This is a genomic window from Acinetobacter sp. YQ_14, from assembly GCF_043102985.1.
In the GTDB taxonomy this organism is placed as follows: Bacteria; Pseudomonadota; Gammaproteobacteria; order Pseudomonadales; family Moraxellaceae; genus Acinetobacter; species Acinetobacter venetianus.
Genome location: NZ_JBICJJ010000023.1, coordinates 179,071 through 203,931, shown reverse-complemented (window position 1 = coordinate 203,931; position 24,861 = coordinate 179,071). Strand labels below are relative to the sequence as shown.

General features: G+C 40.2%; 21 protein-coding genes. 11 read left to right on the top strand and 10 right to left on the bottom strand.

Annotated elements, in window-relative coordinates; all coding sequences use genetic code 11:
• Positions 1-91 precede the first annotated feature (91 nt).
• Together secA and ACF8D3_RS12480 are read left to right on the top strand one after the other, a co-directional pair.
• Positions 92-2,824, top strand: a complete 2,733-nt coding sequence (secA, locus tag ACF8D3_RS12485; protein WP_392471703.1) for a preprotein translocase subunit SecA — start codon at positions 92-94, stop codon at positions 2,822-2,824.
• Between the two features lie 142 nt (positions 2,825-2,966).
• Positions 2,967-3,374: a hypothetical protein gene (locus tag ACF8D3_RS12480; protein ID WP_392471702.1), complete on the top strand. Its 408-nt coding sequence runs from the start codon at positions 2,967-2,969 to the stop codon at positions 3,372-3,374.
• 60 nt (positions 3,375-3,434) lie between these two features.
• Here the strand turns inward: ACF8D3_RS12480 and lpxO are convergent, their stop codons facing one another.
• The 3 genes from lpxO to ACF8D3_RS12465 form a co-directional block, all read right to left on the bottom strand.
• Positions 3,435-4,340, bottom strand: a complete 906-nt coding sequence (lpxO, locus tag ACF8D3_RS12475; protein ID WP_392471701.1) for a lipid A hydroxylase LpxO — start codon at positions 4,338-4,340, stop codon at positions 3,435-3,437.
• 223 nt (positions 4,341-4,563) lie between these two features.
• Complete coding sequence (locus ACF8D3_RS12470) at positions 4,564-5,874, bottom strand: MFS transporter (RefSeq protein ID WP_392471700.1); 1,311 nt, start codon at positions 5,872-5,874, stop codon at positions 4,564-4,566.
• A gap of 120 nt (positions 5,875-5,994) precedes the next feature.
• The gene (locus tag ACF8D3_RS12465) at positions 5,995-6,636 is read right to left on the bottom strand and encodes a hemolysin III family protein (protein ID WP_004877233.1); all 642 of its coding nucleotides are present in this window, start codon (positions 6,634-6,636) and stop codon (positions 5,995-5,997) included.
• A gap of 101 nt (positions 6,637-6,737) precedes the next feature.
• Here ACF8D3_RS12465 and ACF8D3_RS12460 point away from each other — a divergent pair, with 101 nt between their 5' ends.
• Together ACF8D3_RS12460 and ACF8D3_RS12455 are read left to right on the top strand one after the other, a co-directional pair.
• Positions 6,738-7,952: an SAM-dependent methyltransferase gene (locus tag ACF8D3_RS12460; RefSeq protein WP_007482552.1), complete on the top strand. Its 1,215-nt coding sequence runs from the start codon at positions 6,738-6,740 to the stop codon at positions 7,950-7,952.
• A 9-nt stretch (positions 7,953-7,961) separates the two neighbouring features.
• On the top strand, positions 7,962-8,393 hold the full coding sequence (locus ACF8D3_RS12455; protein WP_392471699.1) for a GNAT family N-acetyltransferase: 432 nt from the start codon (positions 7,962-7,964) through the stop codon (positions 8,391-8,393).
• 18 nt (positions 8,394-8,411) lie between these two features.
• Here ACF8D3_RS12455 and ACF8D3_RS12450 read toward each other — a convergent pair whose 3' ends face one another.
• From ACF8D3_RS12450 to ACF8D3_RS12430, 5 genes are all read right to left on the bottom strand, one after another.
• Positions 8,412-8,642, bottom strand: a complete 231-nt coding sequence (locus tag ACF8D3_RS12450; RefSeq protein ID WP_004877228.1) for a hypothetical protein — start codon at positions 8,640-8,642, stop codon at positions 8,412-8,414.
• A 248-nt stretch (positions 8,643-8,890) separates the two neighbouring features.
• Positions 8,891-9,745: a patatin family protein gene (locus tag ACF8D3_RS12445; protein WP_392471698.1), complete on the bottom strand. Its 855-nt coding sequence runs from the start codon at positions 9,743-9,745 to the stop codon at positions 8,891-8,893.
• Between the two features lie 66 nt (positions 9,746-9,811).
• Positions 9,812-10,036: a hypothetical protein gene (locus tag ACF8D3_RS12440; RefSeq protein WP_061392545.1), complete on the bottom strand. Its 225-nt coding sequence runs from the start codon at positions 10,034-10,036 to the stop codon at positions 9,812-9,814.
• A gap of 166 nt (positions 10,037-10,202) precedes the next feature.
• Positions 10,203-12,338, bottom strand: coding sequence for a 3-hydroxyacyl-CoA dehydrogenase NAD-binding domain-containing protein (locus ACF8D3_RS12435; RefSeq protein WP_392471697.1), 2,136 nt, complete (start codon positions 12,336-12,338; stop codon positions 10,203-10,205).
• Positions 12,339-12,348: 10 nt separating this feature from the next.
• Positions 12,349-13,554: an acetyl-CoA C-acetyltransferase gene (locus ACF8D3_RS12430; protein ID WP_392471696.1), complete on the bottom strand. Its 1,206-nt coding sequence runs from the start codon at positions 13,552-13,554 to the stop codon at positions 12,349-12,351.
• Between the two features lie 226 nt (positions 13,555-13,780).
• Here ACF8D3_RS12430 and ACF8D3_RS12425 point away from each other — a divergent pair, with 226 nt between their 5' ends.
• Together ACF8D3_RS12425 and ACF8D3_RS12420 are read left to right on the top strand one after the other, a co-directional pair.
• Positions 13,781-14,878, top strand: a complete 1,098-nt coding sequence (locus tag ACF8D3_RS12425) for an agmatine deiminase family protein (protein WP_392471695.1) — start codon at positions 13,781-13,783, stop codon at positions 14,876-14,878.
• An 84-nt stretch (positions 14,879-14,962) separates the two neighbouring features.
• Complete coding sequence (locus tag ACF8D3_RS12420) at positions 14,963-15,493, top strand: AAA family ATPase (RefSeq protein WP_392471694.1); 531 nt, start codon at positions 14,963-14,965, stop codon at positions 15,491-15,493.
• A gap of 46 nt (positions 15,494-15,539) precedes the next feature.
• Here the strand turns inward: ACF8D3_RS12420 and ACF8D3_RS12415 are convergent, their stop codons facing one another.
• On the bottom strand, positions 15,540-16,553 hold the full coding sequence (locus tag ACF8D3_RS12415; protein WP_004877216.1) for an AraC family transcriptional regulator: 1,014 nt from the start codon (positions 16,551-16,553) through the stop codon (positions 15,540-15,542).
• Positions 16,554-16,766: 213 nt separating this feature from the next.
• Here ACF8D3_RS12415 and ACF8D3_RS12410 point away from each other — a divergent pair, with 213 nt between their 5' ends.
• From ACF8D3_RS12410 to ACF8D3_RS12390, 5 genes are all read left to right on the top strand, one after another.
• Positions 16,767-17,885: a CaiB/BaiF CoA-transferase family protein gene (locus tag ACF8D3_RS12410; protein WP_007482567.1), complete on the top strand. Its 1,119-nt coding sequence runs from the start codon at positions 16,767-16,769 to the stop codon at positions 17,883-17,885.
• A 144-nt stretch (positions 17,886-18,029) separates the two neighbouring features.
• Positions 18,030-19,250 carry a carbohydrate porin gene (locus tag ACF8D3_RS12405; protein ID WP_392471776.1) on the top strand — a complete coding sequence of 407 codons (1,221 nt, stop codon included), beginning with the start codon at positions 18,030-18,032 and terminating at the stop codon, positions 19,248-19,250.
• Positions 19,251-19,388: 138 nt separating this feature from the next.
• Positions 19,389-21,785: a glucose/quinate/shikimate family membrane-bound PQQ-dependent dehydrogenase gene (locus ACF8D3_RS12400; protein ID WP_392471693.1), complete on the top strand. Its 2,397-nt coding sequence runs from the start codon at positions 19,389-19,391 to the stop codon at positions 21,783-21,785.
• Positions 21,786-22,007: 222 nt separating this feature from the next.
• Positions 22,008-23,651: a nitrite/sulfite reductase gene (locus tag ACF8D3_RS12395; protein WP_392471692.1), complete on the top strand. Its 1,644-nt coding sequence runs from the start codon at positions 22,008-22,010 to the stop codon at positions 23,649-23,651.
• Complete coding sequence (locus tag ACF8D3_RS12390; RefSeq protein WP_007482573.1) at positions 23,644-24,129, top strand: DUF934 domain-containing protein; 486 nt, start codon at positions 23,644-23,646, stop codon at positions 24,127-24,129. The genes ACF8D3_RS12395 and ACF8D3_RS12390 overlap by 8 nt, the downstream gene beginning before the upstream one ends.
• Before the next feature lie 175 nt (positions 24,130-24,304).
• Here ACF8D3_RS12390 and ACF8D3_RS12385 read toward each other — a convergent pair whose 3' ends face one another.
• Positions 24,305-24,745, bottom strand: coding sequence for a VOC family protein (locus tag ACF8D3_RS12385; protein ID WP_004877203.1), 441 nt, complete (start codon positions 24,743-24,745; stop codon positions 24,305-24,307).
• Between the last annotated feature and the right edge of the window lie 116 nt (positions 24,746-24,861).

Genomic DNA, 24,861 nt, shown 5'->3' with positions numbered 1-24,861 from the left:
AGGCTTATTCAGCTTTCTTTGATGAAAGCTTTAAGCTCGAAAGCTAAGAAAAAATTACCTATTTAAACAAACAGGATTAGAGAGTTTATTCATGTTGGCAAGTCTGATCGGAGGTATCTTCGGTACTAAAAATGAGCGTGAACTCAAACGCATGCGTAAAATTGTTGAGCAAATCAATGCGCTTGAACCGACGATATCTGCACTAAACGATGCAGACCTTTCTGCAAAAACTCCAGAATTCAAACAACGATTTAACAACGGTGAAAGCTTAGATAAATTATTGCCAGAAGCGTTTGCTGTTTGTCGTGAAGCTGCAAAACGTGTGATGGGTATGCGTCATTATGACGTTCAGCTAATCGGTGGTATTACACTTCATGAAGGTAAAATTGCCGAGATGCGTACAGGTGAGGGTAAAACTCTCATGGGTACATTGGCATGTTATCTCAATGCATTAAGTGGTCAAGGTGTTCACGTGATTACCGTGAATGATTACTTAGCACAGCGTGACGCTGAGTTGAACCGTCCATTATTCGAATTTTTAGGTTTGAGCATCGGTGTGATTTATTCGATGCAAATGCCTGATGAGAAAGCTCAAGCTTATCTTTCTGATATTACTTACGGTACGAACAACGAGTTTGGTTTCGATTATCTTCGAGACAATATGGTGTTTTCTCTACAAGAGAAAAAACAACGTGGTTTAAGCTATGCGATTATTGATGAGGTCGATTCGATCTTAATTGATGAAGCGCGTACACCATTGATCATTTCTGGTCAAAGCGAAGATTCATCTCAGCTCTATCAGTTAATCAACAGTATTCCACCAAAACTACATCCACAAAAAGAAGAGAAAGTGGCTGATGGCGGCCATTTCTGGGTGGACGAGAAACAGCGTTCAGTTGAAATGACTGAAGTGGGTTATGAGACTGTTGAACAAGAATTGATTCGTATGGGCTTGTTAGCTGAAGGTGAAAGCCTCTATTCAGCAACCAATTTAAATTTGGTTCACCATGTCACTGCTGCGATTCGTGCGCATTATCTCTATCAAAAGAACGTGCACTACATCATTGGTGTGAATCCACAGACTCAAAAAGAAGAAGTCATTATTGTGGATGAGAGCACGGGTCGTACCATGCCTGGTCGTCGTTGGTCGGAAGGTTTGCACCAAGCGGTTGAAGCTAAAGAGAACATGGAAATTCAGCCTGAAAACCAGACTCTAGCAACAACCACGTTCCAGAATTATTTCCGTCTTTATAAAAAGCTTTCAGGTATGACAGGTACTGCTGATACTGAAGCAGCAGAAATGAAAGAAATTTATGGCTTAGATGTTGTGATTATCCCAACGCACCGTCCAATGGTTCGTCAAGATCACAACGACTTAATCTATCTAAATCGTAATGGTAAATACAACGCTATCATCGAAGAAATTACCAATATCCGTACTCAAGGTGTTGCACCAATTTTGATTGGTACAGCAACGATTGAGGCGAGTGAGATTTTATCTGCAAAACTATTGCAAGCTGGTATTCATCACGAAGTTTTGAACGCGAAACAGCATGAACGTGAAGCAGATATTATTGCACAAGCAGGTAGCCCAAATGCGGTAACGATTGCAACTAACATGGCTGGTCGTGGTACGGATATTTTGCTTGGTGGTAACTGGAAAGCCAAACTTGCAAAAATTGAGAATCATACTGCTGAAGATGAAGCTCGTTTACAAGCACAGTGGGAAAAAGATCACGAAGATGTTTTAAGTTCAGGTGGTTTACATATTATCGGTTCTGAACGTCACGAATCACGTCGTATCGATAACCAGCTGCGTGGTCGTGCGGGCCGTCAAGGTGATCCAGGTGTGTCACGTTTCTATCTATCTCTTGAAGATGATTTGATGCGTATCTTCGCAGGTGATCGTGTTGTTGCGATGATGCGTGCGATGGGTTTACAAGAGAACGAAGCCATTGAACACAAAATGGTGAGCCGTTCAATTGAGAATGCACAACGTAAAGTAGAAGCGCGTAACTTTGATATTCGTAAGAACTTATTGAAGTACGATGACGTGAATAACGAACAGCGTAAGATTATTTACTCTCAACGTGATGAAATCCTCGCTGAAAGTACGTTGCAAGACTACATCGAAGAAATGCATCATGAGGTGATGAAGGGTGTTATTGCGAACTTTATTCCACCTGAGTCAATTCATGATCAGTGGGATATTGAAGGTTTAGAAAATGCATTACGCGCGGATTTAGGGGTTGATCTTCCTATTCAACAGTGGTTAGAGCAAGATCGCCGTTTAGATGAAGAAGGTCTGGTGGCACGTATCTCTGATGAGGTTGTGGCACGTTATCGTCAACGTCGTGAACAAATGGGTGCTGAATCAGCTTCAATGCTTGAACGTCACTTCATGTTGAATTCGCTAGATCGTCACTGGAAAGATCATTTAGCGGCGATGGATTACCTACGCCAAGGTATTCACTTACGTGGCTATGCACAGAAAAATCCTGAGCAAGAATACAAAAAAGAAGCATTTAACTTATTTGTGAACATGCTTGGTATCATTAAGTCAGATGTGGTGACTGATCTTTCTCGTGTACATGTACCGACAGCTGAGGAGTTGGCTGAGTTAGAGGCTCAACAGCAACGTCAAGCTGAATCTATGCGTCTTTCATTTGAGCATGATGAGGTTGATGGTCTAACTGGTGAATTGACGGTTTCAGAGGAAACTGAAGGTGATTTGAACCAAGCATTCCCTGTACCAGAAAGCCGTAATGCGCCATGTCCTTGTGGGTCTGGTCTTAAATATAAGCAATGTCACGGTAAAATCTAAACGATTTAGATCAGATGATATAAAAAGCAGAGCATAGGTCTCTGCTTTTTTTACGAGAAGTAACTTGAGTCAAAACTGGCTTTGTAGTTTCATAAATGAACTTAAAGATCTTGATTGAATTCGCATTAAAAGCGGGAAGACAATGAAAAAAGCATTACAACTTTTAGTTTTAGCGAGTACAGCAGTAACTGGTTTAGCATTTGCAAATGAAGCGCCGCAAACGACGACTGTTGATAAAGTGATAGCTGCAAAAGGTTCAACTACAGCCGAAGCGCAAGTGAAACGTGAAGTGACGACAGTTGTCAGTCCTCGTACAGGAATTCGCTATACGCTCGGTGATACGGGTAATCGTCCAATTGTATTGCAAACTGCGGCAATTGCGCCTGCAAACTCTGCAAACATCAATCGTATTGTTGCGTCTAATCCGGCACTATCTGCAAAAAGCCAAGAAAAAGCCAAGATTGCTTTAATTGGTGAAGCGGCTGTACAAGCTGCTGATGCTGCAGCAGCTCAAACTGCAAGTGCTCAGACACAGCAAGCTGCTCAATAATATCGAGTAGGCAATAAAAAAGAGATGCTTTCGCATCTCTTTTTTATTGATGAATCAGGATTATAAAATACTTGGTAGCAGGATTAAGCCAATAATAATGGTAAACAATAACCACTTCGAAGCATAGTAAAGTGGACGGTTACGAGCTTTTAGACCACGTCCATAGTGATGAACTGCATATCCATATTTAAAAATACGGTTGATAAAACCTGTTTTATCTTGATCATCATTAGGCGAACTTGCTGCTGACATGACATTACGACCAAACCAATGGTTGAACTTTTGTGCCCAGCCCCATTTCATTGGGCGTTCAATATCACAGAATAAGATGATACGGGTTTCATCAGTTTTGTTTTCAGCCCAATGCACAAAGGTTTCATCAAAAACCGTTGCCTCACCATCTCTCCAGCTATAACGCTCTTGATCGACTTCAATAAAGCAATCATCACTATTTGGTGTTACGAGACCTAAGTGATAGCGTACTGAGCCAGCATAAGGGTCACGATGTTTACCTAAATAACTACCAGAAGGCAGTTCTGTAAACATGGCAGCTTTCACAGAAGGAATACTTTCAAGCAAGGCAACTGTTTTAGGGCAAAGTTGTTGTGCAGATGGATGGCTGCCTTGATACCATTTCAAATAGAAACGCTTCCAACCACGTTTAAAAAAGGTATTAAAACCTGCATCATTATTTTTTTCAGCTGCTTTAATTTGACTTTGTAGCTGAATAGCTTCTTCTCGAATCACCTGCCAATTATCTTGTAATGGTTTTAACTCTGGAAATTGAGCAACATCAAAGAATGGCTGATTAGGTAATTTAGAAAAACCAGTCATAAACATGTTGACTGGTGCTAAGAATGTAGAATGGTCGAATAATTGTCGAGATGCTTTTAATCGTTCCTTACCACGGTAAAAAGTGTATAAAAAACTGACTAAAAATACGGCAACGATAATCACTGCGTACATAAGTACAATCGTCTAAAAAATAGGAGGCGGCTATTCTAGCATAAAAAATATTGCCGAGAATGTGTGGCGTTGATCAATATAATGCGATGAACTGTGCTGTCTGATGAGTGGTTGTTCGATAGAAGATGAATGACGAGAACAAAGGCAGAATGGATGTAATTAACTTATAAATCGTGCTTGGACAGACTGAGCATCACGGCAATGCTCAGCCTAATATAAAACACTAAATTTGATTATTTACATCATCGTTTTTGGTTTCACGAATCAGTAAAAATGCAATTAAAGATAAGATTGACGCAACACTGAGATATAAACCAACAGCACCTAAGCCATAGTTTTCAGCAAGTTTTGTCGCAATATAGGGTGCAAATGAAGCACCAAAAATACCTGCTAAGTTAAAGGTCAATGCTGAACCTGTATAGCGTACTGAGATTGGAAAAATTTCAGACAGTACCGTGCCAATTGGACCATAGGTCAATCCCATAATCGAAAGTCCCATACACAAGAACAAGAATACGAGAATTGGGTTACCTGAGCCAAGTAAAGGGGCAAAGCACAAACCAAATAAAGCAGATAATACACATACGGCAATCGATGTATTTTTACGACCAAACTTCTCAGCAAAAATTGCAGACAAAGGAATAAATCCTGCAAAACATAAGGTAGCAACCAGTTGTAATTCTAAGAATTCACTGCGCGTATATCCCAACTGTGTTGTTCCCCATGTTAAGGCGAAAACGGTAGTGAGATAGAACACCACGAAGGTACAGATTGCAGCAATTGTGCCAAGCACTAACATTGGGAAATGTTTGGTCATCACCTCTTTGAAAGGAACATTGACCTCTTTCTGTTTGTTCAGAACTTTTTGGAATGCAGGTGTTTCATGCAGTTTTAAACGAATATAGAGTCCCACTAACACTAAAATTGAACTTGCGACAAATGGGATACGCCATCCCCAAGTCATAAATGCTTGCTCAGACATAAATGCAGTAAGTAATAGGAAGGAACCTGTTGCCAAGATAAAGCCAATTGGTGCACCCAGTTGAGGGAACATTCCATACCAAGCACGTTTACCTTCAGGGGCATTTTCAGTTGCAAGTAGGACGGCACCACTCCATTCACCACCTAAACCAAGCCCTTGACCTAAACGACACAAGGCCAATAATAAAGGTGCAACGATTCCAATTTGAGCATAAGTTGGGAGGAGACCAATACATACGGTTGAAATACCCATGGTCAACAGAGCAGCTACAAGTGTTGCCTTACGTCCAATTCGATCCCCTAAATGTCCAAAAATGGCAGCACCGATCGGGCGTGCAATAAATGCGATCGCAAATGTCGCTAATGATTGCAAAATAGCTGCACTGCCACTGCTTTCAGGGAAAAATAGATGAGGGAAGATCAGGACTGCTGCGGTGGCGTAGATGTAAAAGTCAAAAAACTCAATCGTTGTGCCGACCAGACTGGCGAATAATACCCTTACTTTTGAATTGGTTGCCACTTCTGTGGTGACAGTCGTAGAACTTGACGACATACAAGACCTTCATTTTTTGTGTTCAAGAAGCAGAAATGAAACTGTCTTGAAATTCCTTTTTGAATGCGGGATTTACTCAGAAAACTGAAAGTTAAGATTTAAGTTGTTGAGTGACCAAGCTTAAAGTACATAACAATAGATTGCTAGAAAGTGTAAACCTGCCCCTATTAGCACAAAAACATGCCAAATTGCGTGGGTATATCTTACCTTTTTTAAAGCATAAAACAACGTACCGACCGTATAGGCAACACCGCCAGCGATGAGTAATTGAATTGCACCCTGTGAGAGATACTTTTGCATATCATCCATCACCAAAACAGCTAACCAGCCCATGACAAGATAAGCTGCTAAAGAGACCTTTTGGAAACGATGAATAAAAACTAATTTAAACAGTGTGCCAATCAAAGCAATAACCCAAAGTGCAATCAGTAAGTAATGCGCTTTGGCTGTTGGGATTGCGATACTGAGGAAGGGGGTATAGGTTCCTGCAATTAAATAATAAATCGCAGTATGATCCAGTTTTTTATACCAATAACGTTTACGTTCATCTTGCGCAAAATGATAGATCATTGAACTAAACAGTAATAAGACAAGGCTGAAGCCGTAGACCCATAGACTAATCCATTGTCCGAGTGGCAATGTATGTCCCTTAATAATCAAGCATACAGATGCAATGAGTGCGAGTGCAGCACCTATACCGTGACTATATGCATTAAGTAGTTCTTCTTTCGGGTCATAGTCCAACAATGTTTTTGTGTTCATCTAGCAATTAGGCTGCATAAAAATACAACTGTATCGTAATGCAATTTCCCTTTTAAAGTAAGACGCTTTAAAATTTAGTTTCTATTTGTCAGGTTTTCATTATGTTTGCGCCGAATTTTTCATTTGAACAAGAACAGCAGTTTTTCTTGGATATCCAGCAATCGATTGAAAATCAAAGCTTTGATCGTCTGATCTTGAGTCAGTATAAAGGTGAGTTGGCACAATTAGAGAAAATGACATTCCGTCAAATTGAGTTACAAGGTCAAGCTACTTTATCTTGTCTATATCATTATCCGACACAAGACATGACCAAAAACTATTCTATTGATGAAGGTTTAGAAAAAATTGCTGAACTTTTATCGCAATCCAAACAAGTCAATCTTTTTACGTTGCATGAAGATGTTCAACTTAAGAAAAATAAAAAGAAAGCGATGTTAAGTCGACAAAAAAAACAAGCAGAAGCAACTAAAATCGAGCAACAGCATAATCGTGAAAAACATCGATATGTACAACAGCAGAGTCCATTTTTAAAGCATCTTGGTATTACTGATGAAAAGGGACAAGTAATTCCAAGCATGGCACGTAAATGGAAACAGATTAATAAGTTTATTGAAATCTTTTCAAATGCCTATGAACAAATCGATGCATCCCAACAAGCGTTGAACATTGTAGATTTTGGTTCAGGTAAAGGTTATTTAACTTTTGCTTTATATGATTATTTACAGGCTCAAAATAAAACGCCGCTGATTACAGGTGTTGAATTACGTTCTAACTTAGTTGAGTTCTGTCAGCAGGTCGCAGATGAGGTTGGATTTAATCATCTTGATTTTTTTGAAGGTGATGTGCGTAGTTATCAACCAGCAAAATTAGATGTAATGATTGCACTACATGCCTGTGACATTGCAACTGATTTTGCGATTCATACAGGTATTCGTTTAAATGCTTCAATGATTATGTGTGCGCCATGTTGTCATAAAGAATTACGCCCGCAGTTGAAAAGTCCAGAAGTATTACAACCGATGTTGCAATTCGGAATCCATGCGGGGCAACAAGCTGAGATGCTGACGGATACGTTGAGAGCGTTATTGTTAAAAGCTTATGGCTATGAAACCAAAGTTTTTGAGTTCGTTTCTTTAGAACACACCAGTAAGAATAAAATGATTTTAGCAACCAAGCGTAAAGATATTCAGCAGCCTGATACAAAAATTATGCAGCAGATTCAAGCGTTAAAGGAAATGTATGGCATTCAAAAGCAAAGCTTAGAACTATTGTTGCAAGATCAAATGCCAATCGAGAATATCGGCTGTAAATGCTAAGAGAGAAATATGTTCAGCGTTAAACAGGGTTCGTGGGATCAATTACAGCAGGATGCAAAACTCATTCGAAAATTGGTCTTTATTTCTGAACAAAACATTCCTGAGCAAGATGAGTGGGATGATCAAGATGCAATTTCTCAGCACTTTATCGTTTATGATCACAACCAACCGATTGCGACGGCTCGGTTATTAGCAAACAATAGTGTAGGACGTGTTGCTGTGCTCAAAGCTTACCGTGGTCAGGGCATAGGTCGATTGATTATGTTGGAGATAATTGCTTACGCTCAGGCTCAAAAACGACCAAGCTTACAGCTATCGTCACAAGTTCATGCAATTTCATTTTATGAAAAGCTTGGCTTTAGCATACAAGGCGATGAATATGATGAGTGCGGCATCCCTCATATTGAAATGGTGATGCCGATTGGTCTTCACAGTTTATAAGTGAATCATTCGATCAACTTATTTTTGCTGATTTTGCTCAACAACTTCTGATGCAGCAGATGCATGTTGAGCCAGTTCTTTTTCTTGTTGTGCTTTACGTTGCGCGCCCGGCATATAGTCAGGTTCTTGCGTCATTGCTAAATAGAAAAAGCTTAAAAAAATGGTGCTGAGTACACCAACGATGATGACAAATTTCCAGCCTAAAACAGTTTCGTTAGAATCTTTGTGAGAATTTGAGCGATCACTCATAAAAAATATCCAAAAATAAAAAAATTAAATTTTGCATTGTAATAACAAAAATAAAGAACTGAGCAATGCTCAGAAAACCATAAATATTATATGGTTTTATCCTGTGTTTGAGTGCATTTTCATGATTTATATTTTTGATTGAGTTGAAGTGATTGATTTGAAAATATTGAAGTGATTGGTTATGAATGTTTACGGAATTTGAACGAGAAGCCGTCAACATTGCTGAGATTGACGGCTTGATTATTTGATTAAAGCTGCTTCCACTGCTCAATTGCTTTAAGCCCTGTTTCTATTCCAACATCATAGCTATAACGGATTTTGGCTTTGTTCTTAGAGAGACGGCCCGCCATATTTTTGAGATCAGGAGGACATACTTCTAAGATTTTTTGTTGTGATGACGAACGTACAAATTCTACCGAGTCATTATAACGTTGAGTCCGTGCTAATAGGCTCTGAGCAAATCCTCCTTGCTGTTTAAACATATATTTTGCTAGGAATTGATCACCTTTGCTGCTTGCTTTGAAGTAGCTTTTTGGTCGTGTACGCAACACCATAAGCTTTGAAACATTGTTTTGTTGAGCAGCCCAGTGGATGGGAAGGGCATCTGCTACACCACCATCAAAATAAGGTTCACCAAAGACTTCAACAGCTTGACGAGTCAATACAGGTATTGAGCTTGATGCTCTTAAACCTTCTAAGATATTGTCTTTTGACGCTTTGATATAGGTGGCTTCGCCTGAAATAGCATGAGTAAGCACCATATAGAATTCAGGATGATTGGCAAATAAATGACTTTGATTTAGCGGATGTTCTTTTTCAACGACATCCCACATCCATTTTAAATCCAGTAAGTCACCACCTTTAAAAAAGCGACCGTATTGGATAAATTCGGAACGAAGCGAGTGATCTAAATAGATTTGTAGCGTGCGACCTTGTTGTGCAGCTAAGTAATTGGCGAGATTGGTTGAACCAGAAGAAACTCCGACACATAGATCGAAGGGGTTAAACTGTTGCTGCAAAAATGCATCTAAGACACCGCTGGTAAATGCACCACGCATTCCACCACCTTCAACGACCAGTGCCTGACGATTTTGTTGAAGCATTGAAAATCTCGAATAACATGATAAATCCCTGTTTAACACAGATTTATCATGTTCGACAGTAACACTTTAGTGATTATGTTGATGGCCTTCAGTGCTGTCCATTTCCATTGGCATAGAGGATTGTGACATTTCAGCTGGAGTTACGGCTTTCTTTTGGTTCATTGGCATATAATCTGGCTCATTGTTGATCGCCAAATAGAAAATCACCATAAATAAAAAGCTTAAAATACAAGTGATGATGAGTGCTTTCCAGCCCCAAGGAGATGTTTCAGGACAGAGTTTTTCAGACATAAGAAATTCCCAAAAGATGCGAAAAAATAAAGCTTAATTGGGTAAAGTTATAGCATAAATTGTAATGTATTACTCAGATGTTTTGCTGTGATTTTGTCGAGAGAATAAAAAGCCCGTACAGACAAGGAGTTCCATACGGGCCTTAACGGGCTTTAGTGAATCAAGATTATTGAATCACAGTTTTTTGCTGTGCTTTCTCTTTTAATAAATTTGGTGGATTGAAACGTTCACCAAATTTAGCAGCAAGCTCTTCTGAGCGTTGAAGTGATTGCTCAATACCATTTTGATTGAGGAACTGAATTGCTCCACCTGTCCACGGTGCAAAACCGATCCCAAAAATAGAACCAACATTGGCATCAATCACTGACTCTAAAACACCTTCTTCATAGCAGCGTAAAGTATCGAGTGCTTGTACAAACAAGAAACGGTCAATCATATCTTGTTCAGAAATATCATTGGCTTTTGTCCAACGGCTTAGACCATCCCATAAATGTTTTTTACCATTTTCAGGATAATCATAGAAACCAGCACCTGCGGCTTTACCTTTACGATTCAGCTCATGAATCATGGTGTGAACCACTTCATCCACAGGTGTTTTTGGTAAATCTTTACCTTCTGCTTGAAGTGCTTTTCGTGTTTCTCCTGCAACGTGCTCGGTCAACGTTAAAGAGACTTCATCTTGAATTGCCAATGGACCTACAGGCATACCTGCTTTGAGTGCAGCCATTTCGATTTTCGCTGGATGCACGCCCTCAGCAAGAAGACGCATACCTTCTTGAATAAAGGTTCCGAATACGCGACTGGTGAAGAAGCCACGGCTGTCATTGACTACGATTGGCGTTTTAGCAATTTGCTGTACAAAGTCATAGGCTTTAGCCAATGTTTCGGCAGAAGTCTCTTTACCTTTGATGATTTCGACCAATTGCATTTTGTCGACTGGGCTAAAGAAATGCAGGCCAATAAAATTCTGTGCATCTTTACTTGCCGTTGCTAAACCCGTAATTGGCAGAGTTGAGGTGTTCGATGCAAAGATTCCACCCTTAGCTAAATACTGTTCAGCTTCTTGAGTCACCTTGGCTTTGAGTTCTTGATTCTCAAATACTGCTTCGATGATTAAGTCACAGCCCTGTAGGTCAGCCGCATCTGCGGTTGCAGTAATTAGTGCTAAGACTTGATCGCGTTTTTCAGCTGACATTCGACCTTGCGAAACGCGTTTATCAAGGAGCTTTTGCGAGTAAGCTTTACCTTTCTCTGCATTTTCTACAGACACATCTTTGAGTACTACAGGAATGCCTTTGATTGCGGTTGAGTAGGCAATACCTGCACCCATCATCCCAGCACCCAATACACCGACTTTTGTTGCTTGCCATTTTGCAACATCAGCAGGGCGACTTGCACCTGATTTAATTGCATTTAGACCATGCCAGAATGTACCGATCATGTTTTTAGACACTTGACCAACAGTCAGTTGAGTGAAGTAACGTGACTCGATACGTAAAGCTGTATCCACATCGACTTGCGCACCTTCAACCGCGGCAGCCATGATCGCTTCAGGAGCAGGATAGCAACCTTTGGTTTTGTCACGTAGCATCGCTGGTGCAATTGCTAATACTTGAGCTACCGCAGGCGTTTTAGGATCGCCACCAGGGATCTTGTAGCCTTTCACATCAAATGGTTGTTGTGATTTCGGATTGGCTTTAACCCAAGCAATCGCTTTATCTAAAAGCTCTTGTTCATTTTCAGCCGTGTCATGTACTAAACCAAGCGATTTTGCTTTATCCACTCCAAACTGCTTTCCTTCCATCAAGAAGGGAAATGCATTTTGTAGACCAAGCAAACGTACCATACGCACGATACCACCACCGCCTGGAAGCAAGCCTAAAGTTACTTCAGGTAAACCAAATTTGGTTTTCGGATCATTGATGGCAATACGATAATGACAGCCTAAAGCGATTTCCCAGCCACCGCCAAGAGCAGTACCGTTTAAAGCTGCAACAACAGGCACACCTAAAGTCTCAATCGTACGTAAGTCACCTTTGAGTTTTTCAATCATTTTGAAGAACTCAGTCGCATGTTCAGGTTGTACTTGAATCAGTTCATCCAAGTCACCGCCTGCAAAAAAGGTTTTCTTGGCAGAACGGAAAATAATGCCTTTCAGTTCAGTTTCAGCCTTTAATTTTTGACTGACTTCATCGAGTGAATCGCGGAACTCTGCATTCATAGTATTTGCAGATTGACCAGATGAATCAAGGGTAAGAATTACAATATTGTCAGCGTTTTTTTCGTATTTAATAGCGCTCATGTTGTTCTCCTTACACCAACTCGATAATGGTAGCGATACCCATACCACCACCGACACATAATGTTGCTAGACCACGTTTTTTACCTTGACGTTCTAACTCATCAAGTAAAGTTCCTAAAATCATGGCACCAGTTGCACCCAATGGATGACCCATTGCAATCGCGCCACCATTCACATTGACTTTTTCGGCAGGTACTTTAAGTTCATTGATGAAACGCATGACTACAGCAGCAAATGCTTCATTCACTTCAAAAAGATCGATATCATCAATTGTTAAGCCAGCTTTTGCCAACGCCTTGCGAGCAGCAGGGGCAGGACCTGTTAACATAATGGTTGGATCTGTACCGACTAATGCTGTAGCGAGTACTTTGGCGCGTGGTTTTAGACCTTGTTCTTTGACCGCTTTTTCAGAAGCAAGTAGTACAACCGCAGCGCCATCCACGATACCTGACGAGTTACCCGCGTGATGCACATGATTGATTTTTTGAGCTTCAGGGTACTTTTGTAATGCAACTGCATCAAAGCCCATTTGTCCCATCATTTCAAAGCTCGCATTTAACTTTGCTAAGCCTTCAACAGTGGTATTGCCTTTAATAAATTCATCTTTTTCTAAAATCATGACACCTGAGTGATCTTTTACAGGCACAACTGATTTATCGAAATAACCATTTGCTTGAGCAGCAGCGGCTTTTTGTTGTGAGCCGACAGCAAATGCATCGACATCTGCACGACTATAACCATCCAACGTTGCAATAAGATCTGCGCCAACGCCTTGTGGAACAAATGAAGATTTTAAATTGGTTTCAGGATCAAGTGCCCAAGGACCGCCATCTGAACCCATTGGAATACGTGACATTGACTCTACGCCACCAGCAACGACAACGTCTTCCCAACCTGAACGTACTTTCTGTGCTGCCAAGTTTACCGCTTCTAAGCCAGATGCGCAGAATCGATTGATTTGTACCCCTGCAACATCATCATTCCAACCCGCGGCAATTGCAGCGGTTTTTGCAATATCACCACCTTGGTCTGCGACAGGTGTTACACAGCCTAATACGATGTCATCTACTCTCGACGTGTCGAGTTGATGACGTTGTTGTAATTCATTCAGTAATGAAGTCAGTAAAGTAATTGGTTTTACTTCATGAAGTGAGCCGTCTTTTTTTCCTTTTCCGCGTGGCGTGCGAATGGCATCAATAATGTAGGCCTCGCTCATAGGTTTTCCTTGTATCACCTTAAAATTGTTGTTTATCGAGTGTACTCAATTTAAGTGCTAGTGCAATGATGATAAACATTGGCAAGTTTGATGTTTTTCGCCAATTTGATGGGTTCAGCAACTGATCAAGTCAATTGTTAACATTGGTATTTTTCTGCAAGTCTTTGGACATCTTCGATTAGACTAGTGTTTGGAAATAATGGATAGAAAAGATGGGCGAAAGCACATGATAAAACCAAAGCATCACTATGCTGTCATGGCATTGATTTTGTCACTTTCTGGATGTGATTCATCTGTAAGTAATATTGAAAATAAAAAAGCAATCGAGGATAAAAATAAGGTGAGCCAAACGTATTCTAATCAGGTCGCTGATGACAAAATGCTATTGGTATTATCGTCGCCTTCTGTGTATGATCCTTATTACAAATCAGCCTTTCAGCGGATTGTGGATTTCCAGATTAATTATGCAAAATCAATTTTGGGTAATGATAATGTTGTGATTTTGGTGGATGAGGATACCAAGCCTTATTTCACGGGAAAAGTTCCCGAAGATATCTTACTGGTAGATGATGTCCGTGATATTTGGATGCGTGACTTCACCACGGTGAATCCAATGCAGCCTGTGCAATTTACCTATACTTGGGCATCCATGACCAAAAAGCAAAGTAAAGATGTGCAAAAAAGTTTTAGTCAGTTTGCTGATCGTTATCAAATTCAAAGAGCCAAAACTAATTTGATGATGGATGGGGGTAACCTTGTTGATGATTATGCGGGTCGTGTCATTACCACCACTCGTTTTATGGAAGATAATGAACTTAGCTACAATGAAGCCAAACAAGAGTTAAAAGCCGCATTAGGTGCAACAGAAGTTGCTATTCTAGAGCCTGATGAAGAAGTGCTGGCACATTCAGATGGCATGGTCAGTTGGGTAGATAAAAATACATTGCTTGTGAATGACTATTCGAAAACACCATCATTTAGAACTTCAGTAATGAAGGAATTAAAAACTTCTTTTCCAACTGCAAAAATTGTGGAAGTGCCTGTTGAATATAAGACCAATCCCAAAGGTCAGTGGGAAGGTTTTGAATCGGCCTGTGGTGTGAATTTAAATGCCACGGTCACACATAACAATATTTATGTACCAACTTTTAATATGCCGCATGACCAAAAAGCACTCACGATTATCAAGCAAAATACCAGCAAGAAAGTCATTCCTATAAATGCTGAAAGTGTTTGTCCAATGGGTGGCAGCGTGCGTTGCCTTACTTGGCAGGTCACAGGGGATAATGCAGAAAAACTCATTCAAGCAGCGAGAGAAAAGTAATTGATTTACAACATACATCGGCTGGTTCACAAGCTGATGTATGTTGTTTAAACTCACATCCCTTTTTTATTGTGCTATTAACAAATGAAGTTTATTAATATTATTGGTACAACAGGTTCAGGTAAATCTACATTTGCTCGTCAGTTGGCTCAAAAACAACAATTACAATACATTGAACTTGATAATTTACTTTGGCTAGATGATTGGCAAGAATCGACAAATGAAGCCTTGTTTTTGAAGCTGAAAATCGCCATGAAAAATGCTGCGACAGGATGGGTCATTGATGGACTTTATACTCGTACTACTCCAATGATGATGGAGAAAGTAGATACCGTCATCTGGTTAGATTATTCCTTTCACATCAATTTATATCGTCTTACTAAACGCACTTTAGGGCGTGTGATCAGTCAAAAAAAGTTATGGGAAGATTCAAATAATCGAGAAAGTTTAAAAATGATGTTGTCTAAGGAATCTATTTTTGTATGGCTATTCAAATCCTATCCGAAAAACCGAAAAAAATACTTAGCTTTGATGCAGAACCCTAACTATCATCATATTCGGTTTATTCGTCTGACCTCACCTAAGCAGGCTGTGAAATTTCTTAATCAACAATGATAGATAGCCTGAACTTTCAGACTATCTACAATCAGTAGCTTATGAATTAGTTATGATGTCCATGCAACTGACGATACAAACCAGGAGTTACACCTGTCCATTTTTTAAATGCACGGTGGAAAGTACTGGTTTCACTAAATCCAACCTGTTGAGCAACATCTTCAAGCGTAAGATTCGGTGTAAGTAATAAGTGAATTGCTGCGTCACGACGCAAGGCATCTTTGACACCTTGATAGCTTTTACCTTCTGCTGCTAAGCGACGACGTAAAGTCTGGGGTGAAAGATAAAGCATGGATGCAACATCATTAAGTGTTGGCATTTCTTCGCCAATTTGGCTTTTCAATACATCACGAATACGCGATGTTAATGAATTGGTATTTTTGAATTTCACTAACAATTGCGCTGGTGCAGCTTTGAGAAACTCTTCTAAAGTGTTTTCATCTTGTCGAATTGGTAAGTCGAGATAATCTGCAGCAAAGGTAATTTCTGTGCGTGGCGCATCAAATTGCATTACTGGCGCAAAGAACAGTGCATCATATTCATCGGCGTGGTTTGGGCGTTCATAGCCAAAATGAACGCGTTCTAAAGGTAATCGACGCTCAATCAACCATGAAGCAAGACCATGCCAAATCATCAGCATACTTTCAGTAATGAAATGATCTGGATCGAGTGCTTTTGGAATATGAGGAACCAAACGAGCTTCATGCTTATCACGTTCTAAACTGACAGACCATTCGTCTCCAAACAATTTGTAGAATTGAGATGAAAGCTCTAATGCTTGTCCAAGTGTCTTAGAATGAATAATCAATTGACACATGATTGCGAATGTACCTAGACGACGTGGTTGGACATCAAAGCCAACGTGCTCATCTTGAGTGACCATCCATAACATTTTTACAAAGCGAGTGTATTGCTCAGGGGAGATTCGAGCTTTAGGTTGGCGCAGCAATTCTGCTTCTATACCGACATGTGAAAGTAATGTTTCAACGTCCATGCCTAGGCGCTTAACGCCCGTTAAAGCCGCATTCACGAAGTGGATGCTGATCGTATCACGGCTCATATTGAATCCTTCAGTTTCTTTACTGTTCACGATAATTGACCTAAATAACCGTCTAAAATATCAAATTGGGCAATTGACAAGAAAAATAATTGCTCATTCTGTACATGTTAAATTGCCGAAACTATCAAGGTAAATGGCTGAACATGACATTGTTTTTGTGTTTATCCAAACCTAGTATAAAAGAAAATTTGAACAAATTGAGTAAAAATTATTATGCCATCTGCTTTAAAGGGATTGAAAGTCCTAGATTTTTCAACTTTATTACCTGGTCCATTTGCGAGTATGTATCTAGCAGACATGGGTGCAGAAGTTATCCATATTGAGTCACCGACTCGCCCTGACTTAGTAAGGATTATGCCACCCTATGCGAATGGTCAGGCCACTGCACATAGTTATTTAAACAGAAATAAACAGTCGATTGCATTAGATCTTAAAGATGCAGCCAATATTGAGTTGCTTAAAAATAAAATCTCTGAATTTGATATTGTGGTTGAGCAATTCCGACCAGATGTGATGCGCCGTTTAGGTTTGGATTATGAAACTTTAGCTGAGATTAATCCGAGATTAATTTATTGCTCGATTACGGGTTATGGTCAAACAGGGGCATACAAAGATCGAGCAGGGCATGACATTAATTATCTTGCGCTTGCTGGTGTCTCAGGGCATAGCGGTCGTCAGGATAGTGGACCACCTCCATTAGGGATTCAAATTGCAGATGTTGCAGGAGGTTCTTTACATGCCGTGATTGGGATTTTGGCAGCAGTTGTAGAGCGTCAACGTAGTGGTATGGGGCAATACATTGATATTTCGATGACAGATTGTGTGGCGAGCTTAAATAGCATGGCTGCTTCAGCAAGTCTTGCTGGGCAGACACCTCAAGCACCAGAACAAGGTATGTTGAATGGTGCGAGTTTCTATGATTATTATGAAACTAAAGACGGTCGCTATTTTTCAGTAGGCAGTTTAGAGCCGCAATTTATGGCGGGTTTAGCAGCAGCATTAGACTTACCGATTCTGCTGGCAAAAGGTGCATCCTTTGATCCTGAAGATCGTCAAGCCGTTAAGCAGGCATTGCAGGAGAAATTTAAGACCCAAGATTTTGCAGCATGGCAACAGCTATTCCAAAATCTCGACATTTGTGTTGAGCCTGTACTCAGCCTTGACGAGGCATTAGTATCGCCAATTGCTGATCAACGTGGCTGGGTGGTCGATGTTCCATTGTCTGAAAATGCAGAGCAAACTGAACCGCAGCTTGCATGTCCAATCAAGTTTTCTCGTTCGAAAATGAACTATGCATTTATAGGGCAAGGCTTGGGTGAGGGCAAATGGTAGAAAATATGTGCATTCAATCACTGATTGTTAACATATTGTACAGATCATTAACATTTTGAATAAATTGTAATTTCAAAATCGGAGTAACCTTTTATATACAAAAACATAAAAGGTTACGTAAACATGACAATCTCTAAATCATTGATTGTTTCTTGTTTATCCGTTCTATCATTGAGTCTTTTCGCACAACAAACTCAAGCAGCCGAAGCTTTTGACCCAAATGGTCAATGGCTGTTTGGGGATTGGAACGGTCAACGCACTGCGTTGCAAGAACAGGGTTATAACTTTTCTGCGGATTACACGGGTGAGTTTGCAGGGGTTTTAGATTCTAAACAGCATTCAAGTCATGGCAGTGAATATACTGGACAATTGGCTTTAGGCACACATCTTGATCTAAACAAAATTTTAGGTTGGCAAGATACAGAAGCTCAGATCACGATTACCTATCGTGATGGTCAATCGCTTTCTCAAACAGCAGATGGTCTGCAAGGGCATCTGAGTTCAGTGCAAGAAGTTTGGGGACGTGGTCAAACTTGGCGCCTTACTGATCTCTGGATCAAAAAGAAATTTTTAGATCAAGCCTTAGATATTAAAGTGGGTCGTTTTGGTGAAGGTGAAGACTTTAATAGTTTTGACTGTGATTTCCAAAACTTAGCTTTATGTGGTTCTCAAGTCGGGAACTGGGTTGGTGATCAATGGTATAACTGGCCTGTCAGTCAGTGGGCGTTACGTGTTAAGTACAACCTCCAACCTGATCTTTATGCACAAATCGGGGCTTATGAATACAATCCTGAAAATTTACAGCGCGGTAAAGGTTTTAACCTGAGTACTGATGGTTCTCGTGGGGCAATTATTCCTGCTGAAGTTGTATGGACTCCAAAACTAGGCGCACTTTCTCTCCCAGGTGAGTATCGTTTTGGCTATTACTACAGTACGGCTGATGCAACTGAAATCGAAAATCCAAGTAAAACAGGACACAAACAAGGTGGTTGGTTCTCAGCCAAGCAACAGTTAACTCAACATAATGGTCAATCTGATCGTGGTTTAACTGGTTTTATAAATGTCACAGTACATGATTCAAAAACCAATGCTGTTAAAGACATGCAAAATGTTGGTTTGGTCTACAAAGGCTTACTTGATCAACGCCCGCAAGATGAACTTGCTCTAGGTGTGGCTCGTATTCATGCCAATGATAAAAACAACAATCTTTTGGATGAAGAATATAACAGTGAGTTGTATTACGGCGTCCATGCAACCAACTGGCTGACGATTCGTCCAAATATTCAATATGTCCATCATGTTGGTGCATTGAAAAATGGCGATAAAACGTGGGTTGGTGGGATTAAGTTTCAAACTATTTTCTAACTAAAAGTTGAGAAACTTTGCACATTTAGTCAATGCATAAGATTACATCTGCAAAGTTTCCTTGATGAATTGAATTCGACCATTGAAAGGTTTTTGTCCTTTTAATGGATCTAAAATCAAAAGATGCAAGGTGATCTTATGAATCAATCTGCTTCAAAATCTGGGCTTAGAACATTGACGGTCATTATTATTGGCCTGATTGCATTGTTCTTGCTCATTGGCGGTGTCTGGCTCGCGACAATTGGCGGGTCTTATTATTATGTAATTGCTGGTGTGTTGCTACTGATTGTAGCAGTACAACTTTATAAGCGCGCATCTGGCCCATTATGGGTCTATGCTGCGTTAATGTTAGGGAGTGTGATTTGGGGTGTTTGGGAAGTTGGAACGGACTTCTGGGCACTTGCTCCACGCCTTGATGTTTTAGGTGTTTTGGGCTTGTGGTTATTAGTACCTGCTGTAACGCGTGGTATTGATAAGCTAGGTTCAAGTAAAGTTGCACTATCATCTACGTTAGCAATTGCGATCGTCGTGATGGTGTATTCAATCTTTAATGATCCACAAGAAATTAACGGTGTAATCGAAACGCCTCAACCTGAACAAGCAAAAGCAGTCGATGGCGTTGCGCCTGAAGATTGGCCTGCTTATGGTCGTAGCCAAGGTGGAGAGCGTTATTCTCCATTGACTCAAATTAATGACAAAAACGTCAAAGATTTGAAAGTGGCTTGGACATTCCGTACAGGTGATTTCCGAACTGAAAATGATTCAGGCGAAACAACCAATCAAGTGACACCGATCAAAATCGGCAACAATATGTATATGTGTACCCCACACCAACATTTGATTGCACTTGATCCTGCAACAGGTAAAGAAAAATGGCGTTTTGATCCAAAACTCAAAACGGATAAAACCTTCCAACATTTAACTTGTCGCGGCGTGATGTACTACGATGCAGCGAATACCGCTGAATTTGCTACCAGTTTACAAGCGAAAAAGTCTAGCTCTGCTGAATGTCCACGCAAAGTATTCGTTCCTGTGAATGATGGTCGTTTAGTTGCGGTCAATGCTGATACAGGTAAAGCATGTTCTGACTTTGGGCAAAATGGTGAAGTGAATTTACAAGAATTCATGCCATACGCTTATCCAGGTGGCTATAACCCAACTTCGCCGGGCGTTGTATCAGGTACTACAGTGGTCATAGCAGGTTCGGTTACTGATAACCATTCGAATAAAGAGCCATCGGGCGTGATTCGTGGTTATGACGTGAATACTGGTAAATTGCTATGGGTATTCGATACGGGTGCAGCTGATCCTAATGCAATGCCGGGTCAAGACACGACTTTTGTACATAACTCACCAAATGCATGGGCACCACTTGCCTATGATTCAAAGCTAGATATCGTTTATGTTCCGACAGGTGTCGGTACACCAGATATTTGGGGTGGAGATCGTACTGAGTTAAAAGAACGTTATGCGAACTCAATGCTAGCGATCAATGCAACGACTGGTAAGCTTGTTTGGCATTTCCAAACCACACATCATGATTTGTGGGATATGGATGTACCATCACAACCTTCATTAGCAGATGTCCAAGATAAATCAGGTCAAACTGTTCCAGCGATTTATGTTTTGACTAAAACAGGGAATGCTTTTGTATTAGACCGTCGTAATGGCCAGCCAATTGTTCCGATTACTGAGCAGCCAGTTCCACAAACTGTAAAATGGGGACCGCAGACTAAAGGTGAGTTCTATTCAAAAACTCAACCATTCTCTGATTTTAACTTAGCGCCTAAAGATAAATTGACAGATAAAGACATGTGGGGTGCCACAATGTTTGACCAGTTAATGTGTCGGGTGAAGTTTAAACGTTTGAATTACGATGGCATTTATACACCACCTTCTGAAAATGGCACCCTCGTGTTCCCAGGGAACTTAGGTGTGTTCGAGTGGGGCGGTATGTCTGTGAATGCTGATCGTCAGGTCGCAGTTATGAATCCGATTGGCTTACCGTTCGTGAGTCGTTTGATTCCTGCTGATCCAAACCGTGAGCCAGTTGCGCGTGGTGCAGGTACAGAACAGGGTATGCAACCGATGTATGGTACACCTTATGGTGTTGATATTAGTCCATTCCTTTCTCCATTTGGTTTGCCGTGTAAACAACCTGGATGGGGCTTTGTTGCTGGTGTGGACTTAAAAACGCATGAAGTGGTCTGGAAAAAACGTATTGGTACGATTCGTGACAGCTTACCGCAATTGTTCCAATTGCCACCTGTAAAAATTGGTGTACCAGGTCTTGGTGGATCGATTTCAACTGCGGGTAATGTGATGTTCGTGGGTGCAACCCAAGATAACTACATTCGTGCATTTAATGTTTCAAATGGCGATAAGTTATGGGAAGCACGTTTACCTGCAGGTGGACAAGCAACACCAATGACTTATGAAGCCAATGGTAAACAATATGTCGTGATCATGGCAGGTGGGCATGGCTCATTCGGTACTAAGATGGGTGACTATCTCGTCGCTTATGCTTTACCTTAAATCCTTCCCAACCTCCCTTTCATAAAGGGAGGAGTTCCCCCTCTTTTATAAAGAGAGGTTAGGGGAGATTAAAAGTCCAGATTTATCTGGGCTTTTTCTTTTTATAGCCTTTAATAAGCTTATCAATAAAACCGTTATTAAATATGCAAAAAAAGCATTTTATTGATGAATAAAAGCTCGCTATGCTAGCCCTCTTTATAATGAATTTACTAGCCATACGCCATGTATTTATATACTGACTTCGATCAGCAGCTGATCAACCAACGTGTTGCTCAGTTTCGCGATCAAACAGAACGCTATTTAGCAGGAAAATTGACCGAAGACGAATATCGTCCATTACGTTTGCAAAATGGTTTATACGTGCAACGTTACGCGCCGATGCTTCGTATCGCTGTGCCGTATGGCTTAATGAATACAAAACAACTCAGAAAAATTGCTGAGATTGCGACTGAATATGATCGCGGTTATGCGCACGTTTCAACACGCCAAAATATTCAGTTGAACTGGCCTGCATTAGAAAATGTACCTGATATTCTTGCTGAATTGGCAACGGTTCAGATGCACGCTGTACAGACTTCTGGTAACTGTATCCGTAATACAACCACTGACCAGTTTGCAGGTGTAGTTGCAGGTGAAATTGCTGATCCACGTCCAACATGTGAGCTGATTCGTCAGTGGAGTACATTCCACCCTGAATTTGCCTTCTTACCACGTAAGTTCAAAATCGCGGTTTCTGCTTTAGAAGAAAAAGATCGTGCCGCGACAGCATTCCATGATATTGGTGTTTATATCGTGCGTAATGATGCAGGTGAAATCGGTTATAAAATCATGGCTGGTGGTGGTCTAGGCCGTACTCCAATCATTGGTAGTGTGATCCGTGAATTTTTACCACGCGAAGATTTGATTGCTTATTTAGAAGCAACTTTACGTGTCTATAATTTACATGGTCGCCGTGACAATAAATACAAAGCGCGTATCAAGATTTTAGTCAAAGCACTTACGCCTGAAGTATTTGCGCAAAAAGTTGAAGCTGAATTTGAACACACACGTGAAGCATTGAAAATTCAACCAGAAATCTTGAAAAAATTAGATGAAGAATTTACGCCATTTGATTATCAAGATTTAGAAGATCAAAATTTCACGACTTTGTTTGCTGAACATCCTAAATTCAAACAATGGTTTAATGTGAATACCAATGCACATAAAGTTAAAGGTTATCGTATTGTGACGATTTCTTTGAAACGTGCAGGTGTTGCGCCAGGAGATATGACTACTGAGGAAATGAATTTAATTGCTGACTTAGCAGATAAATACACCTTTGGTGAGTTCCGTACTACGCATGAACAAAATATTTCATTAGTGGATGTTCCACAAAAAGATTTATTTGAATTGTGGCAAACTCTTGAACATCACAATATGGCGCGTGCGCATATTGGTTTTATTACCGATATTATTTGCTGTCCAGGCGGTGATTTCTGTTCATTGGCAAATGCGAAATCAATTCCAATTTCAGAAGCGATTAGCCGTCGTTTTGATGATTTAGACACGATTTATAATCTTGGCGAGCTCGACCTGAATATTTCAGGCTGTATGAATGCTTGTGGTCATCATCATGTTGGGAATATTGGTATTCTTGGCGTTGATAAAAAAGGTGCAGAATTCTATCAAATTACCCTAGGTGGACATGCGGATCATGATGCGTCTTTAGGTGATATTTTAGGCCCATCTTTTGCTGCTGATGCTGTGCCAGATGTGATCGAAGAAATTTTAAATACTTACCTTGATTTGCGTAATGAAGGTGAGCGTTTTATTGATACCTATCGCCGTGTCGGCATTCAGCCATTTAAGGAGCGTGCTTATGCTTAATACAACGCTACAAGTGCTTTTTAAAGATGGCACAATTGCAGATAATACCTATCAAGTGATTGCTGAAGATGGTGTTGTTCCAGCGGGTGATGTGGTTTTAACAACAGCACAGCTTGATCAATTACCAAATGTGCAAGGTAAAAAAGCGCTCTATATTACAGTCAATGATTCTCCTGAGACTCATCAGTTTCCATTAGATGCATTTGATGCAATTTTTATCGAATTTGCTGGTTTTAATGATGGTCGAGGATATTCATTTGCAGCATTGTTACGTCGCCAAGGCTATCAAGGTGAGTTACGTGCTGTCGGTGATATCTTTAAGGATGTTCTAAATTATTTAAAACGTTCTGGCTTTGATACTTTTGTGGTGAAAGAGGGCAAGGATATTCAAGAGGCTGCTGCTGGGCTTCAGGACTTTACCAATCCTTATCAAGCTTCTACCGCTGTACCGCAAGCAAGCTACCAAACAGGCGCTTAGAAATTTTTTTGTAATAAAAAAGCTGAACTTAGGTTCAGCTTTTTATGGAGCTATATTTTTCCTAGTCGTAAATAAATCAAACCATTTAGAATAACTAATCATAAAAATTCAACTTAATATGAGAATTTCTTCTATCTATTAGTTCGTATGAGCATTTAGCTATAATCTTTTAGCCTTATTCATCTAATTGACAATTCACCATCCATTTGATGCCAAATTGATCTGTAAATGCACCGTATAGCGCCCCCCAAAATGTTTTTTCTAATTGCATTTCAATATGTCCGCCCACAGATAATTGATTGAATAGGCGGCGTGCTTCCATTTCATCATCTTCAATATTAATTGAAATATAGTGATTATTTCCTTGAATAAAGCTGCTATTTGGAGCGCAGAATTGATCAGTTACGTCAGAGCCCATTAGTACGGTATATTCATTAATGGGTAAAGATACATGTAAAATTAAACTTTTATCGGCTTCTGATAAAGTGACACCTTCTGTTGGCGGCATATCTGCGTAACGAGTGAGCATCGCAAATTCACCACCAAAAACGGATTGATAAAATATAAAAGCTTGTTCTGTTTGACCTTTAAAGTTTAGATAGTGATTAAGTTGCATTTTAAAGCTCCTTGTTGTTTTTTTATACAGTGCATAACGTAGCGCTATTTGAACAATAGGTGAATTATTTTTTGTAATTATCAAGCATAAAAAATCCTGCACAAGGCAGGATTTTT

Coding starts and splice junctions, on each gene's coding strand:
- secA (WP_392471703.1), top strand. CDS start 92: ATGTTGGCAAGTCTGATCGGAGGTATCTTCGGTACTAAAAATGAGCGT.
- ACF8D3_RS12480 (WP_392471702.1), top strand. CDS start 2,967: ATGAAAAAAGCATTACAACTTTTAGTTTTAGCGAGTACAGCAGTAACT.
- lpxO (WP_392471701.1), bottom strand. CDS start 4,340: ATGTACGCAGTGATTATCGTTGCCGTATTTTTAGTCAGTTTTTTATAC.
- ACF8D3_RS12470 (WP_392471700.1), bottom strand. CDS start 5,874: ATGTCGTCAAGTTCTACGACTGTCACCACAGAAGTGGCAACCAATTCA.
- ACF8D3_RS12465 (WP_004877233.1), bottom strand. CDS start 6,636: ATGAACACAAAAACATTGTTGGACTATGACCCGAAAGAAGAACTACTT.
- ACF8D3_RS12460 (WP_007482552.1), top strand. CDS start 6,738: ATGTTTGCGCCGAATTTTTCATTTGAACAAGAACAGCAGTTTTTCTTG.
- ACF8D3_RS12455 (WP_392471699.1), top strand. CDS start 7,962: ATGTTCAGCGTTAAACAGGGTTCGTGGGATCAATTACAGCAGGATGCA.
- ACF8D3_RS12450 (WP_004877228.1), bottom strand. CDS start 8,642: ATGAGTGATCGCTCAAATTCTCACAAAGATTCTAACGAAACTGTTTTA.
- ACF8D3_RS12445 (WP_392471698.1), bottom strand. CDS start 9,745: ATGCTTCAACAAAATCGTCAGGCACTGGTCGTTGAAGGTGGTGGAATG.
- ACF8D3_RS12440 (WP_061392545.1), bottom strand. CDS start 10,036: ATGTCTGAAAAACTCTGTCCTGAAACATCTCCTTGGGGCTGGAAAGCA.
- ACF8D3_RS12435 (WP_392471697.1), bottom strand. CDS start 12,338: ATGAGCGCTATTAAATACGAAAAAAACGCTGACAATATTGTAATTCTT.
- ACF8D3_RS12430 (WP_392471696.1), bottom strand. CDS start 13,554: ATGAGCGAGGCCTACATTATTGATGCCATTCGCACGCCACGCGGAAAA.
- ACF8D3_RS12425 (WP_392471695.1), top strand. CDS start 13,781: ATGATAAAACCAAAGCATCACTATGCTGTCATGGCATTGATTTTGTCA.
- ACF8D3_RS12420 (WP_392471694.1), top strand. CDS start 14,963: ATGAAGTTTATTAATATTATTGGTACAACAGGTTCAGGTAAATCTACA.
- ACF8D3_RS12415 (WP_004877216.1), bottom strand. CDS start 16,553: ATGAGCCGTGATACGATCAGCATCCACTTCGTGAATGCGGCTTTAACG.
- ACF8D3_RS12410 (WP_007482567.1), top strand. CDS start 16,767: ATGCCATCTGCTTTAAAGGGATTGAAAGTCCTAGATTTTTCAACTTTA.
- ACF8D3_RS12400 (WP_392471693.1), top strand. CDS start 19,389: ATGAATCAATCTGCTTCAAAATCTGGGCTTAGAACATTGACGGTCATT.
- ACF8D3_RS12395 (WP_392471692.1), top strand. CDS start 22,008: ATGTATTTATATACTGACTTCGATCAGCAGCTGATCAACCAACGTGTT.
- ACF8D3_RS12390 (WP_007482573.1), top strand. CDS start 23,644: ATGCTTAATACAACGCTACAAGTGCTTTTTAAAGATGGCACAATTGCA.
- ACF8D3_RS12385 (WP_004877203.1), bottom strand. CDS start 24,745: ATGCAACTTAATCACTATCTAAACTTTAAAGGTCAAACAGAACAAGCT.